This is a genomic window from Streptomyces sp. NBC_00158 (assembly GCF_045160885.1).
Lineage (GTDB): Bacteria > Actinomycetota > Actinomycetes > Streptomycetales > Streptomycetaceae > Streptomyces.
Genome location: NZ_CP108161.1, coordinates 4,198,873 through 4,223,419 on the forward strand (window position 1 = coordinate 4,198,873; position 24,547 = coordinate 4,223,419).

A 24,547-nucleotide genomic window follows, 5' to 3' on the forward strand; every position below is an offset into this window, starting at 1 on the left:
GACTACACGGACATGAGTACGACCGACAAGGCGCCCGTCGAGGCGCCCAACGAGGCCGGGGTCGAGGCCGAGGCCGAGACCGACGCCGCCGCCGGAGCGCAGCTCTCCACGGCCCCCGTCGAGGAGAGCGCGGCCGCGCCCGTCGGCATCGGGGTGGTCGGCTGGGCCCGCTGGTTCTGGCGCCAGCTCACCTCCATGCGCGTGGCGCTGATCCTGCTCTTCCTGCTCTCCCTCGGCTCCATCCCGGGCTCCCTCGTCCCCCAGACGCAGGTGGACCCGATGAAGGTCGCCGAGTGGAAGGACAAGCACGAGTTCTGGGTGCCCGTCGCCGAGAAGCTCCAGCTCTTCGACGTCTACAGCTCGGTGTGGTTCTCCGCGATCTACATCCTGCTGTTCGTGTCGCTGATCGGCTGCATCGTCCCGCGCACCTGGCAGTTCGTCGGCCAGCTCACCGGCCGCCCGCCGGGCGCGCCGCGCCACCTGAAGCGGCTGCCGGCGTACGCGACGTGGCGTACGGAGGCCTCCCCGGAGGAGGTCCTCGCCGAGGGCGGGACGCTGCTGCGGAAGCGGGGTTTCCGTACGGAGTCCGGCGGCGACGCCGTCGCCGCCGAGAAGGGCTACCTCCGCGAGGCCGGAAACCTGGCCTTCCACATCGCCCTGATCGTGATGCTGGTGGCCTTCGCGTGGGGCCAGCTCTTCAAGTCCGAGGGCGGCAAGCTCGTCCTGCGCGGCAAGGGCTTCGCGAACACGCTCACCCAGTACGACGACTTCAAGTCCGGCAGCCTCTTCTCCTCCGACAACCTGCCGCCGTTCTCGTTCACCCTGGACAAGTTCGACGCCAGCTACGAGAAGACCGGCCCCCAGAAGGGCACCCCGCGCGACTTCAAGGCGTACGTCACCTACAGCGAGGGCGCGCACGGGGAGCCGAAGAAGGCCGAGATCGAGGTCAACGAGCCGCTGGAGATCGACGGCTCGAAGATCTTCCTGCTGGGCCACGGCTACGCGCCGGTCATCTCCGTGACCGACCCCACCGGCAAGGTGATCTACAAGGACGCCGTGCCGATGCTGCCCTTCGACTCCAACCTGAGCTCCTCGGGCGCGGTCAAGGTCCCGGACGGCTACCGCAACAAGAACGGCGACAAGGAACAGCTCGGCTTCAACGCCATGTTCGTGCCGACGTTCGCGGGCGAGGGCAAGGGCACGATGCTCTCGCAGTTCCCGGCCCTGGACTTCCCCGTCCTCGCCCTCAGCGCCTACCACGGCAGCCTGGGCGTCGACGCGGGCCTGCCGCAGAACGTGTACCAGCTGAACACCTCCAAGATGCAGGAGTTCAAGAACCCCGAGGGGCAGCTCTTCAAGCAGCGCCTGCTGCCGGGCGAGACGATGACCCTGCCGGACGGCGCGGGCACCGTGAAGTTCGAGGGCATCGAGCGCTGGGCCACCTTCTCGGTCACCCAGCAGCCCGCCAACGGGCTGGCCCTGGGCGGCGCGGTCATCGCCATCGGCGGTCTCGCCGCGTCCCTGTTCATCCAGCGCCGCCGGATCTGGGTCCGTGCGGTCCGGGGCAAGGACGGCGTGACGGTCGTGGAGCTGGCGGGTCTGGGCCGCAGCGAGTCGGCGAAGCTGCCGGAGGAGCTGTCCGTGCTCTGCGCCGCCCTGTACGAGCGGGCGCCGAGCCCGGCCGAAGCAGTAACCACAGAGGAAGAAGGGGAGCGCGCATGACGACGCTGCTCGCGGCGGCGACGAACGAGAGCCTCGCCGATCTCAGCAACAAGCTGGTGTACGCGTCGATGGCGGTCTACACGCTCGCCTTCCTCGCGCACATCACCGAGTGGGTCTTCGGCAGCCGCAGCAAGGTGGGCCGTACGGCCGCCGCGCTGACGGCGTCGAAGGCGACGGCCGGCGCGGCCCCCGCCGTCCAGGTCCGCCAGAAGGGCGGGGGTACGGCCGTCCTCGACAAGCCGGAGGTCGTCACCCGCTCCGCGTCGGGCACCCGGGACGTCCCGGACGGCCCGGGCGCGGCCGGCGGCACCGACCAGGGCGACCTGTACGGGCGGATCGCGGTCTCGCTGACCGTGCTCGGCTTCCTCATCGAGGCGGGCGGCGTGGTCTCCCGCGCGATGTCGGTGGAGCGGGCCCCCTGGGGCAACATGTACGAGTTCTCGGTGACCTTCTCCACGGTCGCGGTCGGCGCGTACCTGGCGCTGCTGGCGCTGAAGAAGAACGTCCGCTGGCTCGGCCTGATCCTGGTCACGACGGTCCTGCTGGACCTCGGCATCGCCACCACCTGGCTCTACACCGAGAGCGACCAGCTGGTCCCGGCCCTGCACTCGTACTGGCTGTGGATCCACGTCTCCACCGCCATCTTCTGCGGCGCGGTCTTCTACATCGGCGCGGCCGGCGCGGTGCTCTACCTGTTCCGCGACAGCTACGAGAGCCACCTGGAGGCGGGCCGGACCGTCGGGAAGTTCCGCAGCTCGGTGCTGGAGCGGCTGCCCTCGGCGGCCTCGCTCGACAAGTTCTCGTACCGGATCAACGCGGCGGTCTTCCCGCTGTGGACCTTCACCATCGTCGCGGGCGCCATCTGGGCGGGCGACGCGTGGGGCCGCTACTGGGGCTGGGACCCCAAGGAGGTCTGGTCCTTCGTGACCTGGGTGGCGTACGCCTGCTACCTGCACGCGCGGGCCACGGCCGGCTGGAAGGGCCGCAAGGCCGCCTACCTGGCGCTCTTCGCCTTCGCCTGCTGGATCTGGAACTACTACGGCGTGAACATCCTGCTCAGCGGCAAGCACTCGTACGCGGGCGTCTGACCCGGGGGAGTGGGACGCTGGTGGTATGTCTCCCGTGAGCCATGCCACCAGCGAGCCGCGCGGCCCCGGCCGCTGGACGATCCGCTTCGAGATGCACCTGCCGTACGCGTACGAGGCCCTGTGGCCCGCCCTGACCACGTCGGAAGGGCTGCTCGGCTGGCTGGCGGCGGCGGACGTGCTGGAACGCCGGCTGGGCGGGGCCGTCACCCTGCGCTGGCCCAACACCGGCACCACCGTGTCCGGGCAGGTCACCGCCTGGGACATCGAGCGGGTCGCCGAGTACACGGTCTCCGAGCACGGGCGGATCCGCTTCCACCTGGAGGCGGTCGGCACCGACTCGACGGTGGTCCGCTTCCTGAACGAGCGCGGCGGCTCCGAGGAGGAGCGCCTGGACTGCCTGGCCGGCTGGCACGACCACTTCGAGCGGCTGGAGGCCTTCATGGCCGGGCATCCGACGGACTGGGCGGCCTGGACCGACGCCCGCTGGGCGGAGCTGCGCGCCTCCTACTCGTCCTTCTCCAGGACGTAGGCGCCGCGCGCGGGGCCGGTCCCGAGGAGGAAACCGAAGTACAGCTCCAGCGCCCCGCGCTCGTCGCGGCGCAGCTCGAAGGTCCACGCGTACCGCTGCGGCGGCCCCGCGGCGGGGGCCGTGCCGGAGCGGACGGCGGTGGCGGTCGGGGCGGGCAGCCGCAGCCGCAGGTGCTGGCCGAGGGTGCGGCCGGCGGGCTGTTCGGCGGTGAGCCGCCAGGATCCGGGGCCCGAGAGCCGCCAGCCGGCGGCGTAGTCGCGTTCCTGGCCGTCGAGGAGGGTGACGTCGGCGCTGCCGTCGGCCCGGAAGACCACTTCGGTGCCGTCCACGCAGCGCCAGGTGCCGACGATCTCGGAGATGTCGGCGTCGTACACGGCGGGGACGGGGCGCGCGGTCTGGCGCTGCGGGTCCCAGCCGCCCGTCATGGCGAGCAGGGCGCAGGTGAGCACCCCGTACGCGAGCAGGTTGCGCAGGACCGTGTCGATGATCCGGATCCCGGGCCGGGTGCGCGGCGGTGGCATGGCCTGATTCTGCCAGCGGGGTTGAACGCGTTCAATGATCTTTCCGGCCGCTTTTGATCACGTCGGCGGGGTCACCAGACCGGGCGCAGCGGCGGCAGCCCCTCGCCCCCGTGCAGGGCGCGGATGACGCGCGCCAGCTCCCCGCGCAGGGCGCCGAGGTCGGCCCGCCCGGCCAGCTCGGCCTCCAGCCCGTGCAGTACGCGTCCGGCGGTGGCCAGGTGCTGTTCGGCGGCCGGGGTCAGGACGACGAGCTTGCGGCGCCCGCCCTCCGGGTGCGGCTCGCGCCGGACGTAGCCGCGCTTCTCCAGGTCGTCGACGATCTGCCCGGCGGCCTGCTTGGTCACCCCTAGCCGCTCGGCCAGCTCGCTGGCGGTGGCGCCGGGGCCCTTGAGGGCCTGGAAGGCCATGCCGTGCAGGGGGCGCAGGTCCGCGTAGCCCTCGTCGGCGAGGCGCCGGGTGAACTCGCCGAGCATCAGCTGGAAGCCGATCCCGAGGAGGAACGTCAGCTCGACGCCGGAAGTCTCTTCGTTGGAAGTCACGCGGACATGGTGGCATGCGGGGCATGCGAGTAAAGACTCTTGACTCGCATGAGTAAAGAGCCTTTACTTACCTCTGTCGCCGCGTGTTCCGCGGCGGCCCCGCGCACTCCACGGAACGGAAGAGGACCCCGCCTTGCACGTCATCAGCGCTTCCCCCGAGAACGTCACCGCCACCCCCAACGCCACCATGACCGGCCTCGCCGCCCCCAGCCGCGGCAGCTCCGAGCTCTCCACCTGGCACGTCGGCATGCCCGCCGGGGCCACCGGCCCCGACCACGCCGTCAGCCGCGAACAGGTCTGGCTGCTCACCGCCGGCTCACTGGAGGTCACCTGCGGCGGCCGCACCGAGAAGGTGTCCGCCGGACGGACCCTCGTCCTGCCGCCCGGCGTCCCGCGCCGGATCCACGCCCCCGAGGACTTCGAGGCGTACGTCGTCATGCGCGCCGACGGGGTCGTCTCGGTACCCGGTACCGAGGGCACCAGGGTCCTGCCCTGGGCCCGGTGACGCCTGCCCCTACTCCTTGTCCTTGTCCTTCTTCCCGTCCTCGTCCCTGTTCTTCTCCTGCTCCTCGCGCAGGGACTTCAGGAACTCCGGGTTGTCGTCGGGCGCCACCCACTGCTGCCGGCGCGCCCGGCCACCGCCACCGCCGCCGCCGACCGCGGAGCGCTTGCGGCCCGCGAAGAGCCACACCACCGGGCCGACGATCGAGAACAGCAGGATGATCAGCACCCAGACCGTCTTCGGCAGGTGCTTGACCTCCTCCTCCGGGGTGTTCAGGCAGTCGATGAAGGCGTAGATGGTCAGCGCCAGGATCAGCAGGAACGGCAGATAGCGCAGCACGGTGTGGGACCGACTCCCGGGAAGTGACGGCGGACCCGCGCGGGGCCCCGGTGACGGTTCCAGGGTATGGGGTGACGGATACTGGGCTCCATGGCTTACGACGATCTCCGCTCGCTGCTCCGGGCTCTGGAGCGGGAGGGCGACCTCAAGCGCATCAAGGCCGAAGTCGACCCGTACCTGGAGGTCGGGGAGATCGTCGACAGAGTGAACAAGGCCGGCGGCCCGGCCCTGCTCTTCGAGAACGTCAAAGGCTCGGCGATGCCGCTGGCCATGAACGTCTTCGGCACCGACCGCCGCCTCCTGAAGGCCCTCGGCCTCAAGTCGTACGGCGAGATCAGCGAGAAGATCGGCGGCCTCCTCAAGCCCGAGCTGCCCCAGGGCTTCATCGGCGTCCGCGAGGCCTTCGGCAAGCTCGGCTCGATGGTCCACGTACCGCCGAAGAAGGTGAAGGGCGAGTCCGCGCCCGTCCAGGAGGTCGTCCTCACCGGCGACGACGTCGACCTCGACCAGCTCCCGGCCCTCTTCACCTGGCCCAAGGACGGCGGCTCCTTCTTCAACCTGGGCCTCACCCACACCAAGCACCCCGAGACCGGGGTCCGCAACCTCGGCCTCTACCGGCTCCAGCGCCACGACAAGCGCACCATCGGCATGCACTGGCAGATCCACAAGGACAGCCGCAACCACTACGCCGTCGCCGCCGCGCGCGGCGAGCGGCTGCCGGTCGCGATCGCCTTCGGCTGCCCGCCCGCCGTCACCTACGCCTCCACCGCGCCGCTGCCGGGCGACATCGACGAGTACCTGTTCGCCGGGTTCGTCGCGGGCAAGCGGATCGAGATGGTCGACTGCAAGACGGTCCCGCTCCAGGTCCCGGCCAACGCCGAGGTCGTCGTCGAGGGCTGGCTGGAGCCCGGGGAGATGCTCCCCGAGGGCCCCTTCGGCGACCACACCGGCTTCTACACCCCGCAGGAGCCCTTCCCCGCGCTGAAGATCGACTGCGTGACGATGCGGAAGCGCCCGCTGCTCCAGTCGATCGTGGTCGGGCGGCCGCCGACGGAGGACGGCCCGCTGGGCCGCGCGACGGAGCGGTTCTTCCTCCCGCTCCTCAAGATCATCGTGCCGGACATCGTGGACTACCACCTGCCCGAGTCGGGCGGCTTCCACAACTGCGCGATCGTCTCGATCGACAAGAAGTACCCCAAGCACGCCCAGAAGGTCATGCACGCCATCTGGGGCGCCCACATGATGTCGCTGACCAAGCTGATCATCGTGGTCGACAAGGACTGCGACGTCCACGACCTCCACGAGGTCTCCTGGCGGGCGCTCGGCAACACCGACTACTCCCGCGACCTGACCGTGGTCGAGGGGCCGGTGGACCACCTGGACCACGCCTCCTACCAGCAGTTCTGGGGAGGCAAGGCGGGCATCGACGCGACCAAGAAGCTGCCGGAGGAGGGCTACACCCGCGACGGCGGCTGGCCCGACATGGTCGAGTCCGACCCGGCGACGGCGGCCCTGGTGGACCGCCGCTGGAAGGAGTACGGGCTGTGAGCCCCTTCGGCATGGGCGGCCCCGCCCTCTTCATCGGCGACGAGACCACGTACGTGGCCCTCGTGCGCCCGGAACTCGACCCGGCCGACCCGGAGGTCCGCGAGGCCGCCCAGGAGGCGGGCGTCAGCCCCGAGGAGTTCGTCGGACCCGGCGGCGTCTGGGCGCTGATGTGGGACGACGAGGACGGCGGCGGCGGCTTCGAGCTGCCCGGTCTGCGCGACGCGGACGCCGACGACTTCGCCGAGCGCCTGCTCGCCGAGCTGTCCTTCGCCGAGACCGAGCCGTTCACCGTCGAGGCCGGCCCCGTGCTGAGCCTGGAGGGCCGCCCGGCCTGCGACGACTGCGGCTTCCTGGCCCGGATCACCCCGCCGGAGGGCGAGGAGGTCCCCCCGCTCACCCTGGACATCACCCCGGAGGCCGTGGACAGCCTCCGCGCCGACCTCGAAGAGTTCCGCAGGAGCCTGGCATGACCACCGCCGACGGCGTCATCGGCTCCGGACCGACCCCGCAGGCACCCGGCAGGGTGAAGGCCTTCCTGCGGCTCGTGATGATCGAGCACTCGGTCTTCGCGCTGCCCTTCGCGTACATCGCCGCGCTGACGGCCATGTTCCGGCTCGACGGGCGGATGCACTGGACCGAGCTGCTGCTCGTCACCGTCTGCATGGTGGGCCTGCGCACCTTCGCGATGGCCGCCAACCGGATCATCGACCGCGAGATCGACGCCCGCAACCCGCGCACCGCCGGGCGCGAGCTCGTCACGGGCGCGGTCTCGGTGCGGTCCGCCTGGACCGGCGCGGGGATCGCACTGGCCGTCTTCCTCGGTGCGGCCGCCCTGCTGAACCCGCTGTGCCTGGCGCTGGCTCCGGTCGCCGTCATCCCGATGGTGGTCTACCCGTACGGCAAGCGCTTCACGAACTTCCCGCAGGCCATCCTGGGCCTCGCGCAGGCCATGGGGCCGGTCGGCGCCTGGCTCGCGATCACCGGCGAGTGGTCGTGGGAGGCGGTGGTCCTCGGACTCGCCATCGGCGTCTGGATCGGCGGCTTCGACCTCATCTACGCCTGCCAGGACGTGGACTCCGACCGCGCGGACGGCGTCAAGTCGGTCCCGGCCCGCTTCGGCGTCCCGGCCGCCCTGTGGGGCGCCCGCGGCTGCCACGCGGTCACCACGGCCCTGCTGGCCTGGTACGCGGTCCTCACCGACGGCGGCGCCTTCCTCTGGCTGGGCCTGCTGATCGTCGCGGCGGCGTTCCTCTACGAGCACACCATCGTCAAGCCGAACGACCTGTCCCGCCTGAACCGGGCGTTCTTCACGGTCAACGGGTTCATCGGCATCGCCCTGTTCGTGTGCGCGCTCGCCGACCTGGTGGTGCGGGGGCTCGCGCTCTAGACGGAGGCGCGGGCCGGACGGCGGTAGTACAGGGCCGTCGCGATGCCGGCCGCGAGGCCGCAGAGGTGGCCCTGCCAGCTGATGGCGGGGTCCAGGGGGAGCAGGCCGACGAACATGCCGCCGCCGTAGTAGGCGGCGACGGCGATGCCCACCACGATGCCCAGCAGCTTGCGCTCGACGAAGCCACGCACCAGCAGGTAGCCGAAGAGGCCGTAGACCAGGCCCGAGGCGCCAGCCGTGACGCTGTGCGCCGGGGAGATCAGCCAGACGCCGAGGCCGTCGGCGACGATGACCAGCGCGCAGACCGCCAGGAAGCGGCGGATGCCCGAGAGGGCGACGGCGAAGCCGAGGACCAGCAGCGGGAGGCTGTTGGACCACACGTGGCCGAAGCCGTAGTGGAGGAAGGGCGCGAGGGGTATCCCGGTGAGGCCGTCCGCCTCGCGCGCGGCGATCCCGTACCGGTCCAGCGCGTGCCCGGTGGCGTAGTCGACCGCCTCGACCGCCCACAGCAGTGCCACCCAGCCCAGCATCAGCTGCGCGGCGGCCTTGGCGCGGTCCGTTCGGCTCCAGGCCGGCTCGGCCGTCGTCGTCGTGCTCATGGTGTTCCCCCTCGTGCCGTCCCACCCCCTGGGACGTGCGGACACCTTACAGAGTGCCTCCGCGCCGTGGCCGGATAGTCTCGGAGGTATGACTGACGGCAAGCGCACCCCGTGGGTGGTCGGGGTTTCCGGGGCGTCCGGGACGCCGTACGCGGCGGCGGTGGTTCGGGGGCTGCTGGCGGCGGGGGAGAGTGTCGACCTGGTGGTCAGCCGGGCCTCGCGGCTCACCCTGCTGGACGAGACGGGCATTTCCTTCCGGGACGCGCACTGGCGCGCGGACCTGGAGGAGTGGCTGGGCCGCGGCGCGGACGGCAAGCCGGGGACCTTCGCGGGGTTCGACCTCGACGGGGTGCGGTACTGGGGTGCCGGGGACCTGGCGGCCGGCCCGAGTTCGGGCTCGTACGCGGTGAAGGGGATGCTGATCGTCCCGGCCTCCACCGCCTGTGTGGCGGGTGTGGCCCTCGGGCTGTCGAAGGACCTGCTCCAGCGCGTCGCGAGCGTGACGCTCAAGGAACGGCGCCGACTGGTGGTCGCGGTGCGGGAGACCCCGCTGAACGGACAGACGCTGAAGCATCTGGTGGCGCTGGACGAGGCGGGCGCAGTGGTGCTGCCCGCCTCTCCGGCGTTCTACGCGGGCGCGACGCACATCCAGGATCTGGTGGACTTCGTCGCGGGGCGGGTGCTCGACGCGGCAGGTGTGCCGCACGGGCTGTACCGCCGTTGGGAGGGGGAGCTTGGCAGCGCCCGCCCCCGTGAGTGATGGCGCTAGCGCTTCTTGGGGCTGCCCGGACGACGGGTCTTGTCGACGCGGTGGGCGGCGGCGGGCTGGTCGGTGCGGGATCGGTTGGCCAGCTCCTGGAGCTGTCGCATGTGCGCGTAGGCCGCCTCGATCGTGTACACGGTTTAACCACTCCTGAAGATCGTCTTTGATCTGTTGAAAGATTCACAGGGTGTTGACCCTGCGTGCCTTTGATTCTATACCTAAACTTGCAGGATCGCCGAATAATGGAAGGCTCCACGTAATGGACACGGTGGACAGGCAGCTCATCCAGGCGCTTCGGGAGAACGGCCGCGCCTCGTACGCGGAGCTGGGCCGTCTCGTGGGCCTCTCCGGCCCCAGCGTCACCGACCGCATCAACCGGCTGGAGACGGCCGGCGTGATCACCGGCTACCGCGCGACGGTGGCCGCCGCCGAGCTCGGCCTCGGCGTCACCGCCCTGATCGGCATCTCCCTCTCCGACGCCGCGGACCACGAGGACGTGGCCCGCCGGCTGCGCGACTTCCAGGAGATCGAGGACTGCTGGTTCATCGCAGGCGACGACTCCTACATGCTCAAGGTGCGCGCCGGCGACGTCGACGGCCTGGAGCGGATCATCCGCAAGCTCTCCGGAACCAAGGGCGTCTCGCGCACCCGCACCACGATCGTGCTCTCCACCAAGTGGGAGAACCGGGTCGGCGAGCTGCCCGAGGACGCCTGAGAGTACGGTTGGTGGCGGTTGTACACAGGTCTGGACAGGGACAGGTAGAGGAGACACCGGCATGGACGCGGGGCTCAAGCGTGAGCTGGAGGAGAAGGCCCGCTCCGGCGAGCGGCTGACGCGTGAGGACGGCATCGCCCTCTACGAGTCGGACGACCTGGCCTGGTTGGGCGGTCTCGCCCACGAGGTGCGCACGCGCAAGAACGGCGACGTCGTGCACTTCAATGTCAACCGCCACCTCAACATGACGAACGTGTGCACCGCCTCCTGCGCGTACTGCTCGTTCCAGCGCAAGCCGGGCGAGAAGGACGCGTACACGATGCGCATCGAGGAGGCCGTCCGCCTGGCCAAGGCCATGGAGAACGAGAACCTCACCGAACTGCACATCGTCAACGGCCTGCACCCCACCCTCCCGTGGCGGTACTACCCGCGCTCGCTGTCCGCCCTCAAGGAGGCGCTGCCGAACGTCTCGCTGAAGGCGTTCACGGCCACCGAGATCCACCACTTCGAGACGATCTCCGGCCTCACGGCCTCCGAGATCCTCGACGAGCTGATCGAGGCCGGCCTCGAATCGCTCACCGGCGGCGGCGCGGAGATCTTCGACTGGGAGGTCCGCCAGCACATCGTCGACCACGACACCCACTGGGAGGACTGGTCGCGCATCCACCGCCTGGCGCACGAGAAGGGCCTCAAGACCCCGGCGACGATGCTCTACGGGCACATCGAGGAGCCGCGCCACCGGGTGGACCACGTACTGCGGCTGCGCGAGCTCCAGGACGAGACCGGCGGCTTCCAGGTCTTCATCCCGCTGCGCTACCAGCACGACTTCGTGGACATGAAGGACGGCAAGGTCCGCAACAGGCTCCAGGCGCGCACGACGATGGCCACGGGCGCCGAGGCGCTGAAGACCTTCGCGGTCTCCCGCCTGCTCTTCGACAACGTGCCGCACGTCAAGGTCTTCTGGGTGATGCACGGCGTGCAGACCGCCCAGCTCGCGCTCCAGCACGGCGCGGACGACATGGACGGCTCGGTGGTCGAGTACAAGATCACGCACGACGCGGACAACTACGGCACCCCGAACAAGCTGGGCCGTGACGACCTCCTGGAGCTCATCCGCGAGGCCGGCTTCCGCCCGGTCGAGCGCAACACGCGCTACGAGGTCATCCGCGAGTACCCGGGCCCGGACGCCTCGCTGCGCGAGACCCCGCAGGCGATGCGCGTCTGACGCGCACCCGTCGCCGTACCCCTCGCCGCACCCGGAGGAGCCCCGGACCGTCCCCGACGGTCCGGGGCTTTTCCGTGCCCCCGCCCGGAAACCCGTTGCCCGCCGAATCGGTAATAGATACTCTCCCTCTATGACCCTTACCTTCACCTTCGATCCGGTCGTCGACCCCGCCCTGCGCGACGGCATCGCACAGCTGTGGACCGAGGTCACCAACGCCGGCGGCGCGGTCGGCTTCGTCCCGCCCGTCACCGTCGAGGACATCCGCCCCGCCCTGGTCAAGCACCTCGTCGCGCTGGCCGAGGGCCGCCACCGGCTGCTCGTCGGGCACGACGCGCAGGGCGCCGTCCGGGCCGTCGCCTTCCTCGCCTTCGAGGCGCACCCGTTGCGGAAGCACTGGGTCTGGGCGTACACGGTCATGGTCGGCCCCGCCCTCCAGGGCCGCGGCGCCGGACGGGAGCTGATGGCCGCCCTCGCCGACGCGGCGCGCTCGCTGGAGGGCATCGAGGCCATCCGCCTGGAGTGCCGCGGCGGCGTCGGCCTGGAGCACTTCTACGCGGCCTGCGGCTACAAGGAGGTCGGCCGCGTGCCCGGCGCCATCCGCGTGGCCCCCGGCGACGACCGCGACGACATCACCATGCTGCTGCCCCTGCACTGACCCCCGCCGGGCCGTGGCGGAGCCCCGGCGTGCTTCACTGGACGGGCACGTGCCGACGCAAGAAGAGAGGGAGGGGTCACCGTGGCCCTCAAGCCGAGCGCGACGATCCGCTACACCGCGATGCGCCTGGGCATCTTCGTCGGGTGCCTGGTGCTCGTCGCCGTCCTGGTCAACCTGGGCTGGGTGCCCGCCGGGCTGGGCGACGCGAACTTCGCCTGGATCGCGCTCCTCGCGCTGGTGCTCTCCGCCCCGCTCTCCTTCGTCCTGCTGCGCAAGCAGCGCGACGAGATGTCCGAGCAGATCTCCGGCCGCGTCGCGGGTGCGAAGGAGCGGCTCGCCGCGAACCGCAGCCAGGAGGACGCGGCCGACGACGCCGCCCGCGCCTGAGTCCTTCCTCACAGCGGCCCCGCGGCCGCCGCGCGCACCGATACGCCCCAGCGCCGGGAACACCCCCCGCCACGCTGGGGCTTCGTCGTTCCCGGGGCCCCGCGGGGTCTGCGCGTCCACCCCCGCGCGATCCGTGCTCAAAGCATCTCTTTGAGATTCTCAAAGCCGAAGTGTTAGCGTGTTCAACATGTTGACCGCAGCAGCGCACCCGATGAGCCCGAGCGTCCCGCTCGTGGCGCGCCTGCACGTCGACTTCTGCCGCCGCGTGTCCGCGGCCTGTTGCTGTCGCCGCTGAAGCTGAAGCCCAGCCGCCCCAGCAGCGGTCCCCGGCCGGCCCGGCCCCTTTCCGGCTGCCGCCGTACCGCACCCCTTGCAGAAACCTTCCGCCGTACGTCCGCGCGTCCCCCGGAGAATGCCGTGTCCGCGTCCCCCCAGGCCCAGGCTCCCGCCAAGGCCTCCTTCAAGTTCCCGTTCTGGGCCCAGATCGTCACCGGTCTCGTGCTCGGCGTCCTCTTCGGCTGGATAGCCCGCAGCCAGGACGTCAGCTGGCTGAAGACCACCCTGGAGCAGGTCGGCGACATCTTCATCCAGCTCCTCAAGCTGGCCGTCGCCCCGCTCGTCTTCTTCGCCATCCTGGTGTCCATCACCAACCTCCGGAAGGTGAACAACGCCGCCCGGCTCGCCTCCCGCACCCTGCTCTGGTTCATGATCACCTCGCTGATCGCGGTGGGCATCGGCCTCGCGATCGGCCTGCTGACCGACCCGGGCGCCGGCACCGGCCTCACCCCGGCCGACGGCAAGGAGCCCAAGCGGCACGGCTCCTGGATCGACTTCCTGACCGGCATCGTGCCGAAGGACATCGTCACCCCGTTCACCGAGCTGAACGTCCTCCAGATCGTCTTCCTCGCCGCCGTCGCCGGCATCGCCGCCCTCCAGCTCGGCGCCAAGGCCCAGCCCGTCCTGAACCTCGCCGAGTCCGTCCTGGAGCTCCTCCAGAAGGCCCTGTGGTGGGTCATCCGCCTCGCCCCGGTCGGCACCGTCGGCCTCATCGGCACCGCCATCGCCAGCTACGGCTGGGACCTCATCGGCAAGTACGCCACCTTCACCGCCGACGTCTACATCGGCTCGGCGCTCGTCATGTTCGGCGTCTACCCGCTGCTGCTGTGGACCGTCGCCAAGGTCAACCCGGTCCAGTTCTTCAAGGGCGCCTGGCCCGCGATCCAGCTGGCCTTCGTCTCCCGCTCCTCGGTCGGCACCATGCCGGTCACCCAGAAGGTCACCGAGCGCCTCGGCGTCCCGAAGGAGTACGCCTCCTTCGCCGTCCCGTTCGGCGCCACCACCAAGATGGACGGCTGCGCCGCGATCTACCCGGCGCTCGCCGCGATCTTCATCGCGAACATCTTCGACGTGCAGCTCGGCATCAAGGAGTACCTGCTCATCGCGTTCGTCTCGGTGGTCGGCTCCGCCGCCACGGCCGGCCTGACCGGCGCGACCGTGATGCTCACCCTGACCCTCTCCACCCTGGGCCTGCCGCTCGCGGGCGTCGGCCTGCTGATGGCGATCGACCCGATCCTCGACATGATGAGGACGGCCACAAATGTCGCCGGCCAGGCGGTCGTACCGGTCATCGTCTCCGCCCGTGAGGGGATCCTCGACAAGGAGGCCTACGCCGCCGCCTCGTCCTCCCCGCTGGACGAGAAGCCCGCCGACACCACCGCCACGCCGGTCCCCGTCGCCGCCTGACCACCGCCTCACGGCACGCGCCGCAGCCCCCGCCCGGGATCCGGGCGGGGGCTGCGGCGTATGCCGTGGCAGTCAACAGGCCTGGCCGACGGCCCCCTTGACGCACGCCGTGCCCGGGGAGAAGCCTCGTCCGCAAGTACCCGCAACCGGCTGACAGGGGAGATCGCCATGGATCTACAGTTCGTCGGGATGGATCCCAACACCGGCGAGGCCGACACCTTCGCCGCCTTTCTGCGCGGGGAGTGGAGCGAGGAAGCCCAACGGGCGGAGCGGTCCAACTGGCTGAACATGGTCTCGGCCGCCACCGCCCGGGGCGTCGTCATGCGCCGCGCCCGCATCGTCTGCGAGCCGGTGAGCGACTACATCCGCTACGAGCACGCCGGCACCCGGATGAACGTCGACGCGGGGGAACAGGTCCGCTGGCTTCCCCGCCGCCGCGCCTTCGACATCGCCCTGCCCGGTACGGACTTCTGGCTGTTCGACGGCCGCCTGGCCCAGCTGCACAACTGGACCGGTACCGGCGACTGGCACCCTGACGAGCCGAAGGTGCGGACCGAGGACCCCGCTGTGGTGAAGCTGTGCGCGTCGGCCTTCGAGACGGTGTGGGAGCGCGGGATCCCCCACGACCAGTACACCGTCTGACCCCACACCCGTGCCCGCGTCCCCCTCTTCCAGCGCACAAGCGGCCCGTGAAGCCCTCGCCGTGCGCCTGTCCCACCTGCGCAGGGACGCGGGTCTCACCGGGCGGGAACTGTCCGCCCGGTGCGACTGGCACCCTGCGAAGACCACCCGCATTCAGAAGGGCGAGGTGGCACCGTCCGATTCGGACATCCGGGCCTGGTGCGCCGCCTGCGGCGCCGAGGACCAGGTGGCCGATCTGATCGCCACCTCCCGCGCCGTCGACTCCATGTACCAGGAGTGGCGCCGCCTCCACCGCAACGGCCTGCGCCGCTCCCAGGAGAACGCCTACGCGGCCAACGCCCAGGCGTCCCTCCAGCGCGTCTACGTCTCCAACGTCGTGCCCGGGTTCCTCCAGACCGCCGCCTACGCCACCGCGCTGCTGAGCAGCATCACGCGCTTCCAGGGCACCCCCGACGACGTGACCGAAGCCGTCGCCGCCCGCGTCGCCCGCTCCCGCTTCCTCTACGAGGGCAATCACCGGTACGCGGTCCTGATCGAGGAATCGGTGTTGCGCTTCCGGATCGGCGACGCAGGCGCGATGGCCGGCCAACTCCGCCACCTGCTCACCGTGATGCCCCTTGCCTCGGTCTCCCTCGGGATCATCCCCTTCACCGCCGAGCGCACCGTGTGGCCGCTGGAGGCGTTCTACCTGTACGACGACCGCCGGGTGGCCGTGGAGACCCTCACCGCCAGGATCGGCGTCACCCAGCCCCGCGAACTCGCCGACTACGCGAAGGCGTTCGAAGGGCTGTCGAAGATGGCGGTCTACGGCGACAACGCCCGCGCCCTGATCACGGCCGCGCTCGACGCCCTGGCGTGAATTTCCGCAATTAGCCGCAACTCCGTTGGGGCCGTCCAGGCCGCCTCTCTACGTTGGACGGGGCTGACGCCAGACTTCCGCCCGCAGCCACGCACCACTCGACCACCCACGAGAGGAGCACCAGCATGACCACCGCAACGATCGAGCTCGGCAGGTTCCTGACCATCACCGGCCGGCGCTTCCGCGACGGCGAGTCCGCGCCCGAGATGTTCAGCCCGGCCGTGGACGCCGCCTGGCACGAGATCCTCGGTACCCCCGAGTACGAGGCACTGTGCCTGGAGACCGCCGGCCGGCCGATCCGGCACGTGGAGAACAACGGCGCCGGCCCGATCGCCTGGGTCGCCACCTACGAGGCCGTCTACGGGCCCCTGCCCGAGGTCTGGTTCACCGACGCCGACGGCACCGTGGACGAGACGGCCGTGGCCCGCTACCGGGAGACCGGCAAGGTCGTGGCCGAATGGGACTGCGGCCCCGCCGGCGGTGACGACGACTTCACCTCCGACGACATCACCCCCGAGGGCCCGGAGACCGGCCGCCCGTGACCACATCCCGTACCAGGGCGACGCCCCGGCCCTCGGCCGGGGCGCTTCGCCTCATCGAGGCCTCCACCCCCCGGCCCACGTCCGTGGACATCACCGCGTACGTGCAACAGATGACGGACCACTGCCCCTACCTGGCACCCTCGCTCCGGCGGGACTGCACCACCTGGACCGTTTACCGGGCCGACGGGGACGCCGATGCGGTGGAGGCCCAGCTGTTCCACGCCGGGGGCCGGGCCGCCGAGCGCCTGCGGTCCCTTGTGCGCGGCCCGTACGGCGGCCTGCGGTGCGACAACGTGGTGATCCTCGGCCAGGTCCCGGGCGTGCGGCACCGGGAGCTGATGGCGTGGCCGCACTGGGCGTTGAAGAACCTCTACGGACCCGTCGGGATCATGTTCGGCAAGTTCTACGCGGGCGAGGAAGAGACCGCGGGGGACGGCGGCCGGATCCCCGCCGCCCCGTTCTCGTTCATCCCCGTACGCGCCGCCGTACGCCGCCGTGATCCCCACTTCCTCGCCGCGACCCCGGACCTGGCCGCCGCGCTGGCCGTGGCCGACGACGACGGCCGCGACGTCTTCGAGGACATCCCCCACGACTGGAAGGAGATCCGGACATGGACCGAACGCTTCCTCCCCCCGGCGAAGCCGTCGAACTCCTCGTCGAGCGGCTCGGCGGTCCCCTCGCCACGCGACTCCTGAGCGACCGGCGCGGCTCCAGGGCCTGGAAGGTGACCGGCCCGGGCGGCGAGGCCGCCGTAAAGGCCGACAACCCGCACGATGCCGCCGCCCGCGACAAGACGGCCGAGGTGGCCCAGGAAGACGATCATCTGGTCCGCCTCACCGCAGCCGGGGCGCTGGAGCCCGGCTACCGGATCGCTGCCGGTGCGTGGGGCGGCGGCCGGTGGCTCGCGGTCCGCTGGGCCGACGGCAAGCCGCTGTGGCACGCGCTCGCCGCAGCGCGCTCCCCGGAAGGCGACCAGCCGGCCGTACGCCGCCACCTCCTCGATGCGGCCCGCACCTGGGCGGAGCAGCTCGGCCGGATGCACGCCGCCGGCTGGGCGCACGCCGACGTCCAGCCCACGAACACGCTCGTCACCGCCGACGGCCACGCTGCCGTCATCGACTACGCGCTGGCCTGCGGCCCCCAGGACAGGCCCCGCCTGCCCTACCGGGGTGCCCTCACCCACACCACGGCCCCCGAGGTCGCCGCCGCGCTTCTCACCACCCCCGACACCGCGCACGTCCAGGTCGAACCCCCCGCCGACGTGTGGGGGCTGGGCGCCTCCCTGTTCTGGTGCTGGACCGGACACCGCCCCGTCGCCTACGGCGACGACACGGACCGGCTGGAGAAGCTGGAGGCCATCGCCAAGGGCATCACCACCGACCTGGCCGACGTCCGGCCCTGGCTGTTCCCCGCCTTCGAGAGCACGATCACGGCGTGCCTGGCCCCCGATCCGGCCGACCGCCCCACCGCCCGGGACCTGGCCGCGCACCTCACGACCGCAGGCACGGTTTCGTGACCACCCTGCGGGCTCTCACCCCCGCCGACGCCTCCGGGATCCGCCGGATCTACAGCGGGGCCGCCGTCACGTACCTGATGCGGCCCGAGATGACCGCATCGGAAGCCGAGGCGTATGTGGCGCGGGTGATCGAGTGGAGCCGTGCGGCACCGGTGGCCCAGTACGTCCTCGGCGTGGACGTCGCCGGCGACCTGGTCGGTGTCGTCAAGCTCGGACGCAGGCCCGCCGGGCACGGGAGGGTGAGCTACGTTCTGCGCGAGGACGTGTGGGGGCGCGGGTACGCGACCGCCGCCGTGGAGCGGCTCGCCGCGTACGCCTTTACCGCCGCCGCCCTGGAATCCCTCGGTGCGAAGCACCACCCCGACAACCCCGCCTCGGGCAGGGTTCTCACGAAGGCCGGGTTCACGTGCCTCGGGGCCGACGGCGGGTTCGTCCACTACTGGCTCGACCGCGACGGCCGCCGGGAATCCTCAGGGCAGCACCGGGAAGGCCCCGGCGTCAGTCCAGGCAGAACTCGTTGTCCTCGGGGTCGGTCATCACGATGATGCCCTCGTCGATGCCGTCCGGGTCGAGGCGGTACAGGCGCTTGGCGCCCAGGGCCTCCAGTCTGGTGGCCTCCAGCTCCAGGGCGTCCATCCGTTCCGCGCCCTTCAGGCCGGGCGCCGAGCGGACGTCCAGGTGCAGGCGGTTCTTGGCGACCTTGCCCTCCGGCACCCGCTGGAAGAAGATCCGCGGGCCCTTGCCGTCCGGGTCGCTGATCGCCGAGCGGCTGTTGTGCTGCTCGGGCGGTACGCCCCAGGCCGTCAGCGCGGCCGGCCAGTCGGCGAAGCCCTCCGGCGGCGGCTGCACGCGGTAGCCCAGGACCTCGGCCCAGAAGGCCGCCAGCGCGGCGGGGTCGGCGCAGTCGTACGTCACCTGGATTTCCTTGGCCATGCCCAACGTATAGCGCAGCCCCGGACTTGCCACAAGATCATTGTCGTGGTGCAGACTCTCCAACCTGAGCCGTTCCACGGGGGATTGGGAGTACGTAATGCGTGTGGTGCTGTCCGCCTACGATTCGCGCGGAGGCGTCGAGCCGCTCGTCGGGCTCGCGGTGCGGTTGCGGGAGCTGGGGGCCGAGGTGCTGGTGTGCGCGCCGCCGGACGAGGAGTTCGCCGGGCGCCTCGCCGGGGTCGGCGTGGAGATGGTCCCGACCGGCGCTTCGGTGCGCGACCTGGTGACCGGGAAGGTGCCGCCGTCGCCGGGCGGGATCCCGAAGCGGGCGGCCGAGCTGGTCGCCGCGTTCTACGAGAGCGTCACGCGGGCGGCGGAGGCCGGCGGCTGCGACGTGCTGCTCGCGACCGGCCTGGTGCCGGCCGTGGCCGGGGTGAAAGCGGCCGCCGAGAAGCTGGGCGTCCCGTACGTGTACGCCAGCTACCAGCCCGTCAGCCTGCCCTCCCCGCACCACCCGCCGATCCCGCGCCCGGGCAGGCCGCTGCCGCCGGAGGTCACCGACAACGAGGTGCTGTGGGAGCGGGACGCCCGCGACGCGCAGGACGTCTTCGGGGACGCCGTCAACGCCTTCCGGGAGTCGGTCGGGCTGCCGGCCGTGGACGACGTCCGCGACGACGTCTTCACCGACCGGCCGTGGCTGGCCACCGACCCGGTCCTCGCCCCGTGGGTGCGGCCGGCCGCGCTGGAGGTCGTGCAGACCGGTGCGTGGGTGCTGCCGGACGAGCGCCCGCTCCCCGCCGACCTGGTGGAGTTCCTCGACGCGGGCGAGCCGCCGGTGTACGTCGGCTTCGGCAGCATCCCGATGGCCGACCCGGCCGGGCTCGCCCGGACCGTCGTGGAGGCGGTCCGCGCGCGGGGCCGTCGCGTACTGCTCTCCCGGGGCTGGGCCGACCTGGCCCTGACCGACGCGGCGGACGACTGCTTCGTCGTCGGCGAGGCCAACCACCAGGCGCTGTTCCCCCGGGTCGCCGCCGTCGTCCACCACGGCGGCGCGGGCACCACGACCACCGCGACCCGTTCCGGCGCGCCCCAGGTGATCGTCCCGCAGCACGCGGACCAGCCGTACTTCGCCTCCCGCGTGGCCGGGCTCGGCATCGGCGCGGCCCACGACGGCCCGACCCCGACCGTGGAGTCCCTGTCGGCAGCCCTGGAGACCGCCCTGACCCCGGAAACCGCCGCCCGAGCGGCGTCGGTGGCCGCCGCGTTCGACGCGGACGGGGCGGCGGTGGCGGCGAAGCTGCTGGTCGAGGCTGCCCGCTGATCAAGGCTTCGGCCCGGGTGAGGACAGGGGGGCGGCACGGCGTGTTGCAGACGGGCACCTCGGTTCGAGACCCCAGTGCGGGACAGGCCGCGCCTTCCGCCATCGGCGACGGCACCCCCACGTGCAACTTCGGGTGGACCTGCCTGTGGGTGGACGCGGGCTTCTACGGGCGCAAGTACCAGTGGTCCGACGACGGTTCGAAGAACCTGGGTGACTGGGGCATCCGAGACGTGGCCTCTTCCGTCTGCAACAACGACGAGATGGGCGGGATGACCCTCTACGACTGGCGTACGGGTATGCCCGATCCGGAGTTCATCGTCGCCCTCGGGGGGCTGCTTCTCGAACCTCCACAAGTACGGCTACCCCTACGGCGGGAACTGGGGCGACAAGGCAGACGAGCTCGTCATGTGATCGCCCGACGTCCCGTTCGCCGGGCCCCTGCCACCTAAGGTGCAGGGGCACGGCTTCGTTCCGCCCTCACCGGAAGGCACGCCCATGTCCTTACAGCGTCCCCGTCGTGCCGCCGCCTTCGGTGTGTTCTGTGCTCTGCTCCTCGGCGGTTGTTCCATGACGACGGAGCCGGTGGACACCGCCGGAATCCCGGCCGAGCTGCCCGCTCCCGCCCCTCACGGGCCCTTTGCGCCGGAGGACGCGGTCCGCGCCGGTGCGTTCAAGGAATGGGCGGCCACACATTCCGAGGGCGGGCAGAAGGACGTCGCCACTCACGTCAAGGCCGTGCAGGTCGTCGAGTCCGGTGATGCCCAGCTGGTCTATCTCCACACCGACCTGCCCCCCGCCGAAGGCGACAAGCCGCACGCGCGGACAGCCGATCTGCTCGCCGTCTACGAGGCATGGCCGCAGCGGCCGGCCACCGCATTCCGCATCGGCGCCTTCGACGCCAAGGGGCACCGCCTGGGCACGGCGGGGGTTCCGGCCCCCACCCCGCCGGGACCGTGAGCCCGCGGGCGTCCTCGGACGCCAGGGCTGCGGGCGGAGGATTCGCGCTCAGACGGTCTGGAACCGAACGAAAGCGACCGACGCGAGCAGGAACGGCACCGCGTACCACCACCGCCCGAGGTTGCGGTGGAAGACGGGGACGGCGGTCAGGAGGAGCCCGAGGAACCACAGTCCGACCGAGAGCGCGGCGTTGACGCGCGCGTCGTCGCGCATCGGGTCGTACGGGGAGCCGGAGTCCGGCTGGAGCACCAGCGCGCCGTAGAGGAAGAACGTGGCCGGGAGGTAGAGCAGGGCCAGGGGTACGGCGAGCACCCAGCGCAGGCACCCCTGGTCCTCGGGCCGGTCTATGGACGTCACCCGGCCATCTTCGCCGCCGTCCGCCGTCAGGTCCGCTTCCACACGCGGATGCTGTCGTCCTCGCTCGCACTGACGAGGACCTTGCCGTCGGGGCTGAACGCGACCGAGGTCACGGCCGCGGTGTGTCCGTTGAGCGTCGCGCGGTGCTCGCGGGACGGGACGTCCCACAGCCGGACGGTACGGCCGCCTCCGCTGGCGATGGTCTGTCCGTCGGCGCTGAACGCCACCGACCGGACGGGGTTGTTGTGACCCGGGAGGGTGGCGGTGCTCTTGCGGGTGGCCGGGTCCCACAGCCGGACGCTGCTGTCGGCGCTGCCGCTGGCGAGGGTCTTCCCGTCGGGACTGAACGCCACCGCGGCGACGGCCTTGGTGTGGCCGGTGAGCGTGGCCGTGGAGGTGCGGTTCGCGAGGTCCCAGAGACGGATGCTGCCGTCGGCGCAGCCGCTGGCGAGGGTGCCGTCGGGAGCGAACGCCAGCGACAGCACCGGCTTGGTGTGCCCGGTGAGGGAGGCGATGGAGGTGGTGGAGCGGGTCACCACGTCCCAGAGGAGGATGGTGCCGTCATCGGCCCCGCTGGCCAGGGTCTTGCTGTCCGGGCTGAACGCCACCGCGCGCACCAGCCCCGTGTGTCCCGCGAGGACGCCGAGGAGCTCCAGGCTGTAGACGTCGTGCAGGCGCAGGACCTTGTCGCTCCCGCCGACGAGGACCTTGCCGTCGGGGCTGTAGGACACGCAGGTCACGGCCGCCTCGGGCCCCGGGGAGAGGGTGATGGTCCCCCCGCCGGCGAAGTTGTACAGCTGGATGCTGCGGTCGTTTCCGCCGCTGACGACGTACCTGCTGTCCGGGCTGATACCCACCGAATCCACCGAGCCGGCGTGCTTCTTGATCTCCGCCACCGTGCGCACTCCAGCGGTGCCGGGCTCGGTGGTCCCGTCGGCGGAAGGCCCGCCGCCGTTCTTCTTGTCGCCGGGGTTCTTGCCGCCGTCGTTCTTGTCGCCGGTCAGCCGCCACACGGCGTACGTCCCGCCGCCCGCCCCCGCCAGCAGCCCGAGCCCGCCGAGCCCGAGCAGCACGTTCCGGCGGCTCGGGGCGGGGGTGTCGGCGACCGCGGGGGCCGTCCCCAGGTCCATGGTGGGCCCGTCGCGCACGGCGGGCTCGTACAGCAGCGCGCGCAGCCGGTCGGCGACGGCGAGGGCGTCGGGCCGGTCGTCCGGCTCCTTGGCCAGCAGCGCGTCCACCAGCTCCACCAGCGCGGGCGGCAGGTCGGCCCGTACGGTGCCCAGGGCCGGGGGCGCCTCCTCCAGGTGCATCCGCATCAGCACCCAGGCCTGCTCGGTCCCCGCGAACGGCGGCGCGCCGGTCAGCAGCGCGTACAGCACGCACCCGAGGGCGTACAGGTCGCAGCTCCCGTCGACGTGCTCGCCCCGCCACTGTTCGGGGGCCATGTACGACGGCGTCCCGAACACCCGGCCCGTGACGGTGAGCCCGCCCGTGGCGTCGGCGGTGCGGGCGATGCCGAAGTCGCAGATCTTGAGGCGGCCGTCGGAGAGGAGGAAGAGGTTCCCGGGCTTCAGGTCCCGGTGCACCACCTTCTGCGCGTGCGCTGCGGAGAGGGCCTCGGCCGTCTGGAGGGCGAGGTCGAGCACCTGGGGGAGCGGGAGGCCCACGCCGGGCGTACGGGCCAGGAGCCGGGAGAGGTCCTGCCCCTCCAGCAGCTCCATCACCATGAACAGCCGGTCGCCGTGGCGGCCGATGTCGTGGACGACGGTGATCCCGGGATGCTGGAGCCGCGCCCCGATGGACGCCTCGCGGCGGAACCGGCCGAGCAGCTCCTCGGACGCGTCGAACTCCAGCAGCACCTTCACGGCCACGGCCCGGTCCAGCTCGGCGTCCTGCGCCCGCCAGACCTCGCCGATCCCGCCCTGCCCGAGCCGCTCGACGAGCCGGTACCGCCCGGCCAGCTGTGCCCCCGGCTGCATTTCCGCCCCCCTGGCCGAAACGTCAACTACTGCGATTGCAAGGGGTCATTGTGCCGCAAGGAAGCCGGTCCAGGCGGAGGGACCGAAGGTGAGGTGGGGGATGGCGGTGTCCTTGGAGTCGCGGACGTGGATCGTGGTGGGGGTGCTCGACACCTCGACGCAGGAGTCGCCCTCGCTGCCGCTGCTGTAGCTGCTCTTCTGCCAGGCCACCTCGACGCAGTCGTTGCCGTCGCTGCTGTCGCTGTAGCTGCTCTTGAACCAGTCCAGCTCTGGATTGTGGATCATGTTTCTCCTAGCAGTTCCTCGATGAGGGCCAGCGACTTCCGCGGCGTGAGCGCCTGAGCTCGGATGATGCCATAGCGCAGTTCGAGGATCCGGAGCTGCTTCGGGTCGGATACCGGCCGGCCGTTGAACGCCCCCTCCGACCGACCCACCGCCGATCCGTCCGGGAACTTCAGCACTTGAATTCGCCCCGCCATGCCCGCGTGTTCTTCGACGTCCGTCGGCATGACCTGGAACTCGACGTTCGGCAACTGAGCCACCTCCAGTAGGCGTTCGAGCTGTCGGCGCAGGACCATTGTCCCTCCGATCGGGCGGCTTAGCGTGACCAGTTCCTGGACGAAACTGAGCGCTGGTGCGGGAGAGCGTTCGAAGATCGACTGGCGGGCCATCCGGGCGGCCAGCATCCGTTCCATCTCGTCCGGCGTGTAGATGGGGCGCCAGGTGTTGAACAGGGCTCGCGTGTACTCGGGCGTCTGCAACAGCCCATGGATGTTGTGGTTGTTGTAGGTGTGGATCTCGATCGCCTGGTCTTCCATCTTCGCCAGGTCCCGAACCTTCTTCGGGTAGCGGGCCTGTTCCATGTCCGCCTTCATGGCGGCGATCTGCCCGCCCGCGCCCAGTGCCCTGTCCGCCCTGTCCAGGTACTCCGGGCGCGGGATCCGCTTGCCGCCCTCGACCTTGCGGACCAGGTCCTCGCCGTACCCGATCTCCACTCCGAAGTCGGCGGCCCGCTTCCCCGCCTTCTCTCGCCAGGTCCGCAGCTGGCGTCCCAGTGCCGCCAGTACCGCCGCCCCCTGTTCGTCCTCGGGATCGATCTCCCAGCCCGCGTCTTCCGTACCGTCACTGTCCACGGCCATGCGTGCCCCACCTCCGACGCACCGAAGTTCCTCAACGCCC

At 71.3% G+C, this 24,547-nt stretch carries 32 protein-coding genes; 22 read left to right on the plus strand and 10 right to left on the minus strand.

The features are described from left to right. The first annotated feature begins 12 nt into the window (after nucleotides 1–12). From OG553_RS19440 to OG553_RS19450, 3 genes are read left to right on the plus strand one after another with little or no spacing between them, the layout of a single operon-like run. The gene (locus OG553_RS19440) at nucleotides 13–1,722 is read left to right on the plus strand and encodes a cytochrome c biogenesis protein ResB (RefSeq protein WP_405980200.1); all 1,710 of its coding nucleotides are present in this window, start codon (nucleotides 13–15) and stop codon (nucleotides 1,720–1,722) included. Further along, nucleotides 1,719–2,810 carry a c-type cytochrome biogenesis protein CcsB gene (gene ccsB, locus OG553_RS19445; protein ID WP_405980201.1) on the plus strand — a complete coding sequence of 364 codons (1,092 nt, stop codon included), beginning with the start codon at nucleotides 1,719–1,721 and terminating at the stop codon, nucleotides 2,808–2,810. Before OG553_RS19440 ends, ccsB begins: the two co-directional genes overlap by 4 nt. Before the next feature lie 25 nt (nucleotides 2,811–2,835). Then, a complete protein-coding gene (locus tag OG553_RS19450) occupies nucleotides 2,836–3,339 on the plus strand; it encodes an SRPBCC domain-containing protein (protein ID WP_405980202.1) in 504 nt (167 codons plus the stop codon). On the opposite strand, the gene OG553_RS19455 is transcribed toward OG553_RS19450, so the two are convergent. Both OG553_RS19455 and OG553_RS19460 read right to left on the minus strand, forming a co-directional pair. Then, nucleotides 3,315–3,860: a hypothetical protein gene (locus OG553_RS19455; protein WP_405980203.1), complete on the minus strand. Its 546-nt coding sequence runs from the start codon at nucleotides 3,858–3,860 to the stop codon at nucleotides 3,315–3,317. The genes OG553_RS19450 and OG553_RS19455 overlap by 25 nt on opposite strands. Before the next feature lie 71 nt (nucleotides 3,861–3,931). Further along, nucleotides 3,932–4,399: a MarR family winged helix-turn-helix transcriptional regulator gene (locus tag OG553_RS19460; protein WP_405980204.1), complete on the minus strand. Its 468-nt coding sequence runs from the start codon at nucleotides 4,397–4,399 to the stop codon at nucleotides 3,932–3,934. A 133-nt stretch (nucleotides 4,400–4,532) separates the two neighbouring features. Between OG553_RS19460 and OG553_RS19465 the strand changes: the two genes are divergently transcribed. Beyond that, complete coding sequence (locus tag OG553_RS19465) at nucleotides 4,533–4,904, plus strand: cupin domain-containing protein (RefSeq protein WP_405980205.1); 372 nt, start codon at nucleotides 4,533–4,535, stop codon at nucleotides 4,902–4,904. A gap of 9 nt (nucleotides 4,905–4,913) precedes the next feature. Here the strand turns inward: OG553_RS19465 and OG553_RS19470 are convergent, their stop codons facing one another. Next, on the minus strand, nucleotides 4,914–5,240 hold the full coding sequence (locus OG553_RS19470) for a PLD nuclease N-terminal domain-containing protein (RefSeq protein ID WP_405980206.1): 327 nt from the start codon (nucleotides 5,238–5,240) through the stop codon (nucleotides 4,914–4,916). Between the two features lie 90 nt (nucleotides 5,241–5,330). On the opposite strand from OG553_RS19470, the gene OG553_RS19475 reads away from it, so the two are divergent. From OG553_RS19475 to mqnP, 3 genes are read left to right on the plus strand one after another with little or no spacing between them, the layout of a single operon-like run. Continuing rightward, a complete protein-coding gene (locus OG553_RS19475) occupies nucleotides 5,331–6,788 on the plus strand; it encodes a menaquinone biosynthesis decarboxylase (protein WP_351882576.1) in 1,458 nt (485 codons plus the stop codon). Further along, a complete protein-coding gene (locus OG553_RS19480) occupies nucleotides 6,785–7,258 on the plus strand; it encodes a hypothetical protein (protein ID WP_405980207.1) in 474 nt (157 codons plus the stop codon). Before OG553_RS19475 ends, OG553_RS19480 begins: the two co-directional genes overlap by 4 nt. Then, nucleotides 7,255–8,175, plus strand: coding sequence for a menaquinone biosynthesis prenyltransferase MqnP (gene mqnP, locus OG553_RS19485; RefSeq protein ID WP_405980208.1), 921 nt, complete (start codon nucleotides 7,255–7,257; stop codon nucleotides 8,173–8,175). Before OG553_RS19480 ends, mqnP begins: the two co-directional genes overlap by 4 nt. On the opposite strand, the gene OG553_RS19490 is transcribed toward mqnP, so the two are convergent. Then, a complete protein-coding gene (locus OG553_RS19490) occupies nucleotides 8,172–8,774 on the minus strand; it encodes a rhomboid family intramembrane serine protease (RefSeq protein ID WP_405980209.1) in 603 nt (200 codons plus the stop codon). The two genes, mqnP and OG553_RS19490, sit on opposite strands and share 4 nt — an antisense overlap. Nucleotides 8,775–8,862: 88 nt before the next feature. On the opposite strand from OG553_RS19490, the gene OG553_RS19495 reads away from it, so the two are divergent. Further along, entirely contained in the window at nucleotides 8,863–9,534 is a 672-nt protein-coding gene (locus OG553_RS19495; RefSeq protein WP_405980210.1) for a UbiX family flavin prenyltransferase, read from the plus strand. A gap of 5 nt (nucleotides 9,535–9,539) precedes the next feature. Here OG553_RS19495 and OG553_RS19500 read toward each other — a convergent pair whose 3' ends face one another. Next, nucleotides 9,540–9,674: a hypothetical protein gene (locus tag OG553_RS19500; RefSeq protein ID WP_260618477.1), complete on the minus strand. Its 135-nt coding sequence runs from the start codon at nucleotides 9,672–9,674 to the stop codon at nucleotides 9,540–9,542. Nucleotides 9,675–9,796: 122 nt separating this feature from the next. On the opposite strand from OG553_RS19500, the gene OG553_RS19505 reads away from it, so the two are divergent. The 11 genes from OG553_RS19505 (at nucleotide 9,797) to OG553_RS19555 (ending at nucleotide 18,366) form a co-directional block, all read left to right on the plus strand. Continuing rightward, nucleotides 9,797–10,252 carry an Lrp/AsnC family transcriptional regulator gene (locus OG553_RS19505; RefSeq protein WP_007264709.1) on the plus strand — a complete coding sequence of 152 codons (456 nt, stop codon included), beginning with the start codon at nucleotides 9,797–9,799 and terminating at the stop codon, nucleotides 10,250–10,252. Between the two features lie 61 nt (nucleotides 10,253–10,313). Continuing rightward, nucleotides 10,314–11,477 (plus strand): aminofutalosine synthase MqnE, encoded by a 1,164-nt coding sequence (gene mqnE, locus OG553_RS19510; protein WP_405980211.1) that lies wholly within the window; start codon nucleotides 10,314–10,316, stop codon nucleotides 11,475–11,477. Nucleotides 11,478–11,607: 130 nt separating this feature from the next. Next, nucleotides 11,608–12,132 (plus strand): GNAT family N-acetyltransferase, encoded by a 525-nt coding sequence (locus OG553_RS19515; protein WP_405980212.1) that lies wholly within the window; start codon nucleotides 11,608–11,610, stop codon nucleotides 12,130–12,132. Between the two features lie 120 nt (nucleotides 12,133–12,252). Then, the gene (locus OG553_RS19520) at nucleotides 12,253–12,519 is read left to right on the plus strand and encodes a DUF4229 domain-containing protein (RefSeq protein WP_405983080.1); all 267 of its coding nucleotides are present in this window, start codon (nucleotides 12,253–12,255) and stop codon (nucleotides 12,517–12,519) included. Nucleotides 12,520–12,936: 417 nt separating this feature from the next. After that, nucleotides 12,937–14,262, plus strand: a complete 1,326-nt coding sequence (locus tag OG553_RS19525; RefSeq protein WP_405980213.1) for a dicarboxylate/amino acid:cation symporter — start codon at nucleotides 12,937–12,939, stop codon at nucleotides 14,260–14,262. 189 nt (nucleotides 14,263–14,451) lie between these two features. Then, nucleotides 14,452–14,904, plus strand: coding sequence for a DUF6879 family protein (locus OG553_RS19530; RefSeq protein WP_405980214.1), 453 nt, complete (start codon nucleotides 14,452–14,454; stop codon nucleotides 14,902–14,904). A gap of 10 nt (nucleotides 14,905–14,914) precedes the next feature. Beyond that, entirely contained in the window at nucleotides 14,915–15,763 is an 849-nt protein-coding gene (locus OG553_RS19535; protein WP_405980215.1) for a helix-turn-helix domain-containing protein, read from the plus strand. Between the two features lie 125 nt (nucleotides 15,764–15,888). Continuing rightward, nucleotides 15,889–16,305 carry a hypothetical protein gene (locus OG553_RS19540; protein ID WP_405980216.1) on the plus strand — a complete coding sequence of 139 codons (417 nt, stop codon included), beginning with the start codon at nucleotides 15,889–15,891 and terminating at the stop codon, nucleotides 16,303–16,305. Beyond that, nucleotides 16,302–17,000, plus strand: coding sequence for a hypothetical protein (locus OG553_RS19545; protein WP_405980217.1), 699 nt, complete (start codon nucleotides 16,302–16,304; stop codon nucleotides 16,998–17,000). Before OG553_RS19540 ends, OG553_RS19545 begins: the two co-directional genes overlap by 4 nt. Further along, nucleotides 16,916–17,821, plus strand: coding sequence for a protein kinase domain-containing protein (locus tag OG553_RS19550; RefSeq protein ID WP_405980218.1), 906 nt, complete (start codon nucleotides 16,916–16,918; stop codon nucleotides 17,819–17,821). The genes OG553_RS19545 and OG553_RS19550 overlap by 85 nt, the downstream gene beginning before the upstream one ends. Beyond that, on the plus strand, nucleotides 17,818–18,366 hold the full coding sequence (locus OG553_RS19555) for a GNAT family N-acetyltransferase (protein ID WP_405980219.1): 549 nt from the start codon (nucleotides 17,818–17,820) through the stop codon (nucleotides 18,364–18,366). The genes OG553_RS19550 and OG553_RS19555 overlap by 4 nt, the downstream gene beginning before the upstream one ends. On the opposite strand, the gene OG553_RS19560 is transcribed toward OG553_RS19555, so the two are convergent. After that, the gene (locus OG553_RS19560; protein ID WP_405980220.1) at nucleotides 18,320–18,754 is read right to left on the minus strand and encodes a VOC family protein; all 435 of its coding nucleotides are present in this window, start codon (nucleotides 18,752–18,754) and stop codon (nucleotides 18,320–18,322) included. The two genes, OG553_RS19555 and OG553_RS19560, sit on opposite strands and share 47 nt — an antisense overlap. Nucleotides 18,755–18,851: 97 nt before the next feature. On the opposite strand from OG553_RS19560, the gene OG553_RS19565 reads away from it, so the two are divergent. From OG553_RS19565 to OG553_RS19575, 3 genes are all read left to right on the plus strand, one after another. Continuing rightward, a complete protein-coding gene (locus tag OG553_RS19565) occupies nucleotides 18,852–20,075 on the plus strand; it encodes a glycosyltransferase (RefSeq protein WP_405980221.1) in 1,224 nt (407 codons plus the stop codon). Between the two features lie 41 nt (nucleotides 20,076–20,116). Further along, nucleotides 20,117–20,524, plus strand: coding sequence for a peptidase inhibitor family I36 protein (locus tag OG553_RS19570; RefSeq protein WP_405980222.1), 408 nt, complete (start codon nucleotides 20,117–20,119; stop codon nucleotides 20,522–20,524). A 118-nt stretch (nucleotides 20,525–20,642) separates the two neighbouring features. Then, complete coding sequence (locus tag OG553_RS19575) at nucleotides 20,643–21,032, plus strand: hypothetical protein (RefSeq protein ID WP_405980223.1); 390 nt, start codon at nucleotides 20,643–20,645, stop codon at nucleotides 21,030–21,032. A gap of 48 nt (nucleotides 21,033–21,080) precedes the next feature. Here the strand turns inward: OG553_RS19575 and OG553_RS19580 are convergent, their stop codons facing one another. Genes OG553_RS19580 through OG553_RS19595 form a run of 4 tightly spaced genes read right to left on the minus strand, consistent with a single transcriptional unit; the run spans nucleotide 21,081 to nucleotide 24,507 of the window. Then, on the minus strand, nucleotides 21,081–21,389 hold the full coding sequence (locus OG553_RS19580; RefSeq protein ID WP_405980224.1) for a hypothetical protein: 309 nt from the start codon (nucleotides 21,387–21,389) through the stop codon (nucleotides 21,081–21,083). Nucleotides 21,390–21,415: 26 nt separating this feature from the next. Next, on the minus strand, nucleotides 21,416–23,368 hold the full coding sequence (locus tag OG553_RS19585) for a WD40 repeat domain-containing serine/threonine protein kinase (protein ID WP_405980225.1): 1,953 nt from the start codon (nucleotides 23,366–23,368) through the stop codon (nucleotides 21,416–21,418). A gap of 45 nt (nucleotides 23,369–23,413) precedes the next feature. Further along, nucleotides 23,414–23,653 carry a DUF397 domain-containing protein gene (locus OG553_RS19590; RefSeq protein WP_405980226.1) on the minus strand — a complete coding sequence of 80 codons (240 nt, stop codon included), beginning with the start codon at nucleotides 23,651–23,653 and terminating at the stop codon, nucleotides 23,414–23,416. Beyond that, entirely contained in the window at nucleotides 23,650–24,507 is an 858-nt protein-coding gene (locus OG553_RS19595; protein WP_405980227.1) for a helix-turn-helix domain-containing protein, read from the minus strand. Before OG553_RS19595 ends, OG553_RS19590 begins: the two co-directional genes overlap by 4 nt. Between the last annotated feature and the right edge of the window lie 40 nt (nucleotides 24,508–24,547).

What these genes read in the sequence shown, in the direction of transcription:
- OG553_RS19585 (WP_405980225.1), bottom strand. Translation starts at nt 23,368, where the DNA reads ATGCAGCCGGGGGCACAGCTGGCCGGGCGGTACCGGCTCGTCGAGCGG.
- OG553_RS19595 (WP_405980227.1), bottom strand. Translation starts at nt 24,507, where the DNA reads ATGGCCGTGGACAGTGACGGTACGGAAGACGCGGGCTGGGAGATCGAT.
- OG553_RS19495 (WP_405980210.1), top strand. Translation starts at nt 8,863, where the DNA reads ATGACTGACGGCAAGCGCACCCCGTGGGTGGTCGGGGTTTCCGGGGCG.
- OG553_RS19530 (WP_405980214.1), top strand. Translation starts at nt 14,452, where the DNA reads ATGGATCCCAACACCGGCGAGGCCGACACCTTCGCCGCCTTTCTGCGC.
- OG553_RS19490 (WP_405980209.1), bottom strand. Translation starts at nt 8,774, where the DNA reads ATGAGCACGACGACGACGGCCGAGCCGGCCTGGAGCCGAACGGACCGC.
- OG553_RS19505 (WP_007264709.1), top strand. Translation starts at nt 9,797, where the DNA reads ATGGACACGGTGGACAGGCAGCTCATCCAGGCGCTTCGGGAGAACGGC.
- OG553_RS19515 (WP_405980212.1), top strand. Translation starts at nt 11,608, where the DNA reads ATGACCCTTACCTTCACCTTCGATCCGGTCGTCGACCCCGCCCTGCGC.
- OG553_RS19440 (WP_405980200.1), top strand. Translation starts at nt 13, where the DNA reads ATGAGTACGACCGACAAGGCGCCCGTCGAGGCGCCCAACGAGGCCGGG.
- mqnP (WP_405980208.1), top strand. Translation starts at nt 7,255, where the DNA reads ATGACCACCGCCGACGGCGTCATCGGCTCCGGACCGACCCCGCAGGCA.
- OG553_RS19575 (WP_405980223.1), top strand. Translation starts at nt 20,643, where the DNA reads ATGACGACGGAGCCGGTGGACACCGCCGGAATCCCGGCCGAGCTGCCC.
- OG553_RS19455 (WP_405980203.1), bottom strand. Translation starts at nt 3,860, where the DNA reads ATGCCACCGCCGCGCACCCGGCCCGGGATCCGGATCATCGACACGGTC.
- OG553_RS19560 (WP_405980220.1), bottom strand. Translation starts at nt 18,754, where the DNA reads ATGGCCAAGGAAATCCAGGTGACGTACGACTGCGCCGACCCCGCCGCG.
- OG553_RS19540 (WP_405980216.1), top strand. Translation starts at nt 15,889, where the DNA reads ATGACCACCGCAACGATCGAGCTCGGCAGGTTCCTGACCATCACCGGC.
- OG553_RS19590 (WP_405980226.1), bottom strand. Translation starts at nt 23,653, where the DNA reads ATGATCCACAATCCAGAGCTGGACTGGTTCAAGAGCAGCTACAGCGAC.
- OG553_RS19550 (WP_405980218.1), top strand. Translation starts at nt 16,916, where the DNA reads ATGGACCGAACGCTTCCTCCCCCCGGCGAAGCCGTCGAACTCCTCGTC.
- mqnE (WP_405980211.1), top strand. Translation starts at nt 10,314, where the DNA reads ATGGACGCGGGGCTCAAGCGTGAGCTGGAGGAGAAGGCCCGCTCCGGC.
- OG553_RS19565 (WP_405980221.1), top strand. Translation starts at nt 18,852, where the DNA reads ATGCGTGTGGTGCTGTCCGCCTACGATTCGCGCGGAGGCGTCGAGCCG.
- OG553_RS19520 (WP_405983080.1), top strand. Translation starts at nt 12,253, where the DNA reads ATGCGCCTGGGCATCTTCGTCGGGTGCCTGGTGCTCGTCGCCGTCCTG.
- OG553_RS19475 (WP_351882576.1), top strand. Translation starts at nt 5,331, where the DNA reads ATGGCTTACGACGATCTCCGCTCGCTGCTCCGGGCTCTGGAGCGGGAG.
- ccsB (WP_405980201.1), top strand. Translation starts at nt 1,719, where the DNA reads ATGACGACGCTGCTCGCGGCGGCGACGAACGAGAGCCTCGCCGATCTC.
- OG553_RS19450 (WP_405980202.1), top strand. Translation starts at nt 2,836, where the DNA reads ATGTCTCCCGTGAGCCATGCCACCAGCGAGCCGCGCGGCCCCGGCCGC.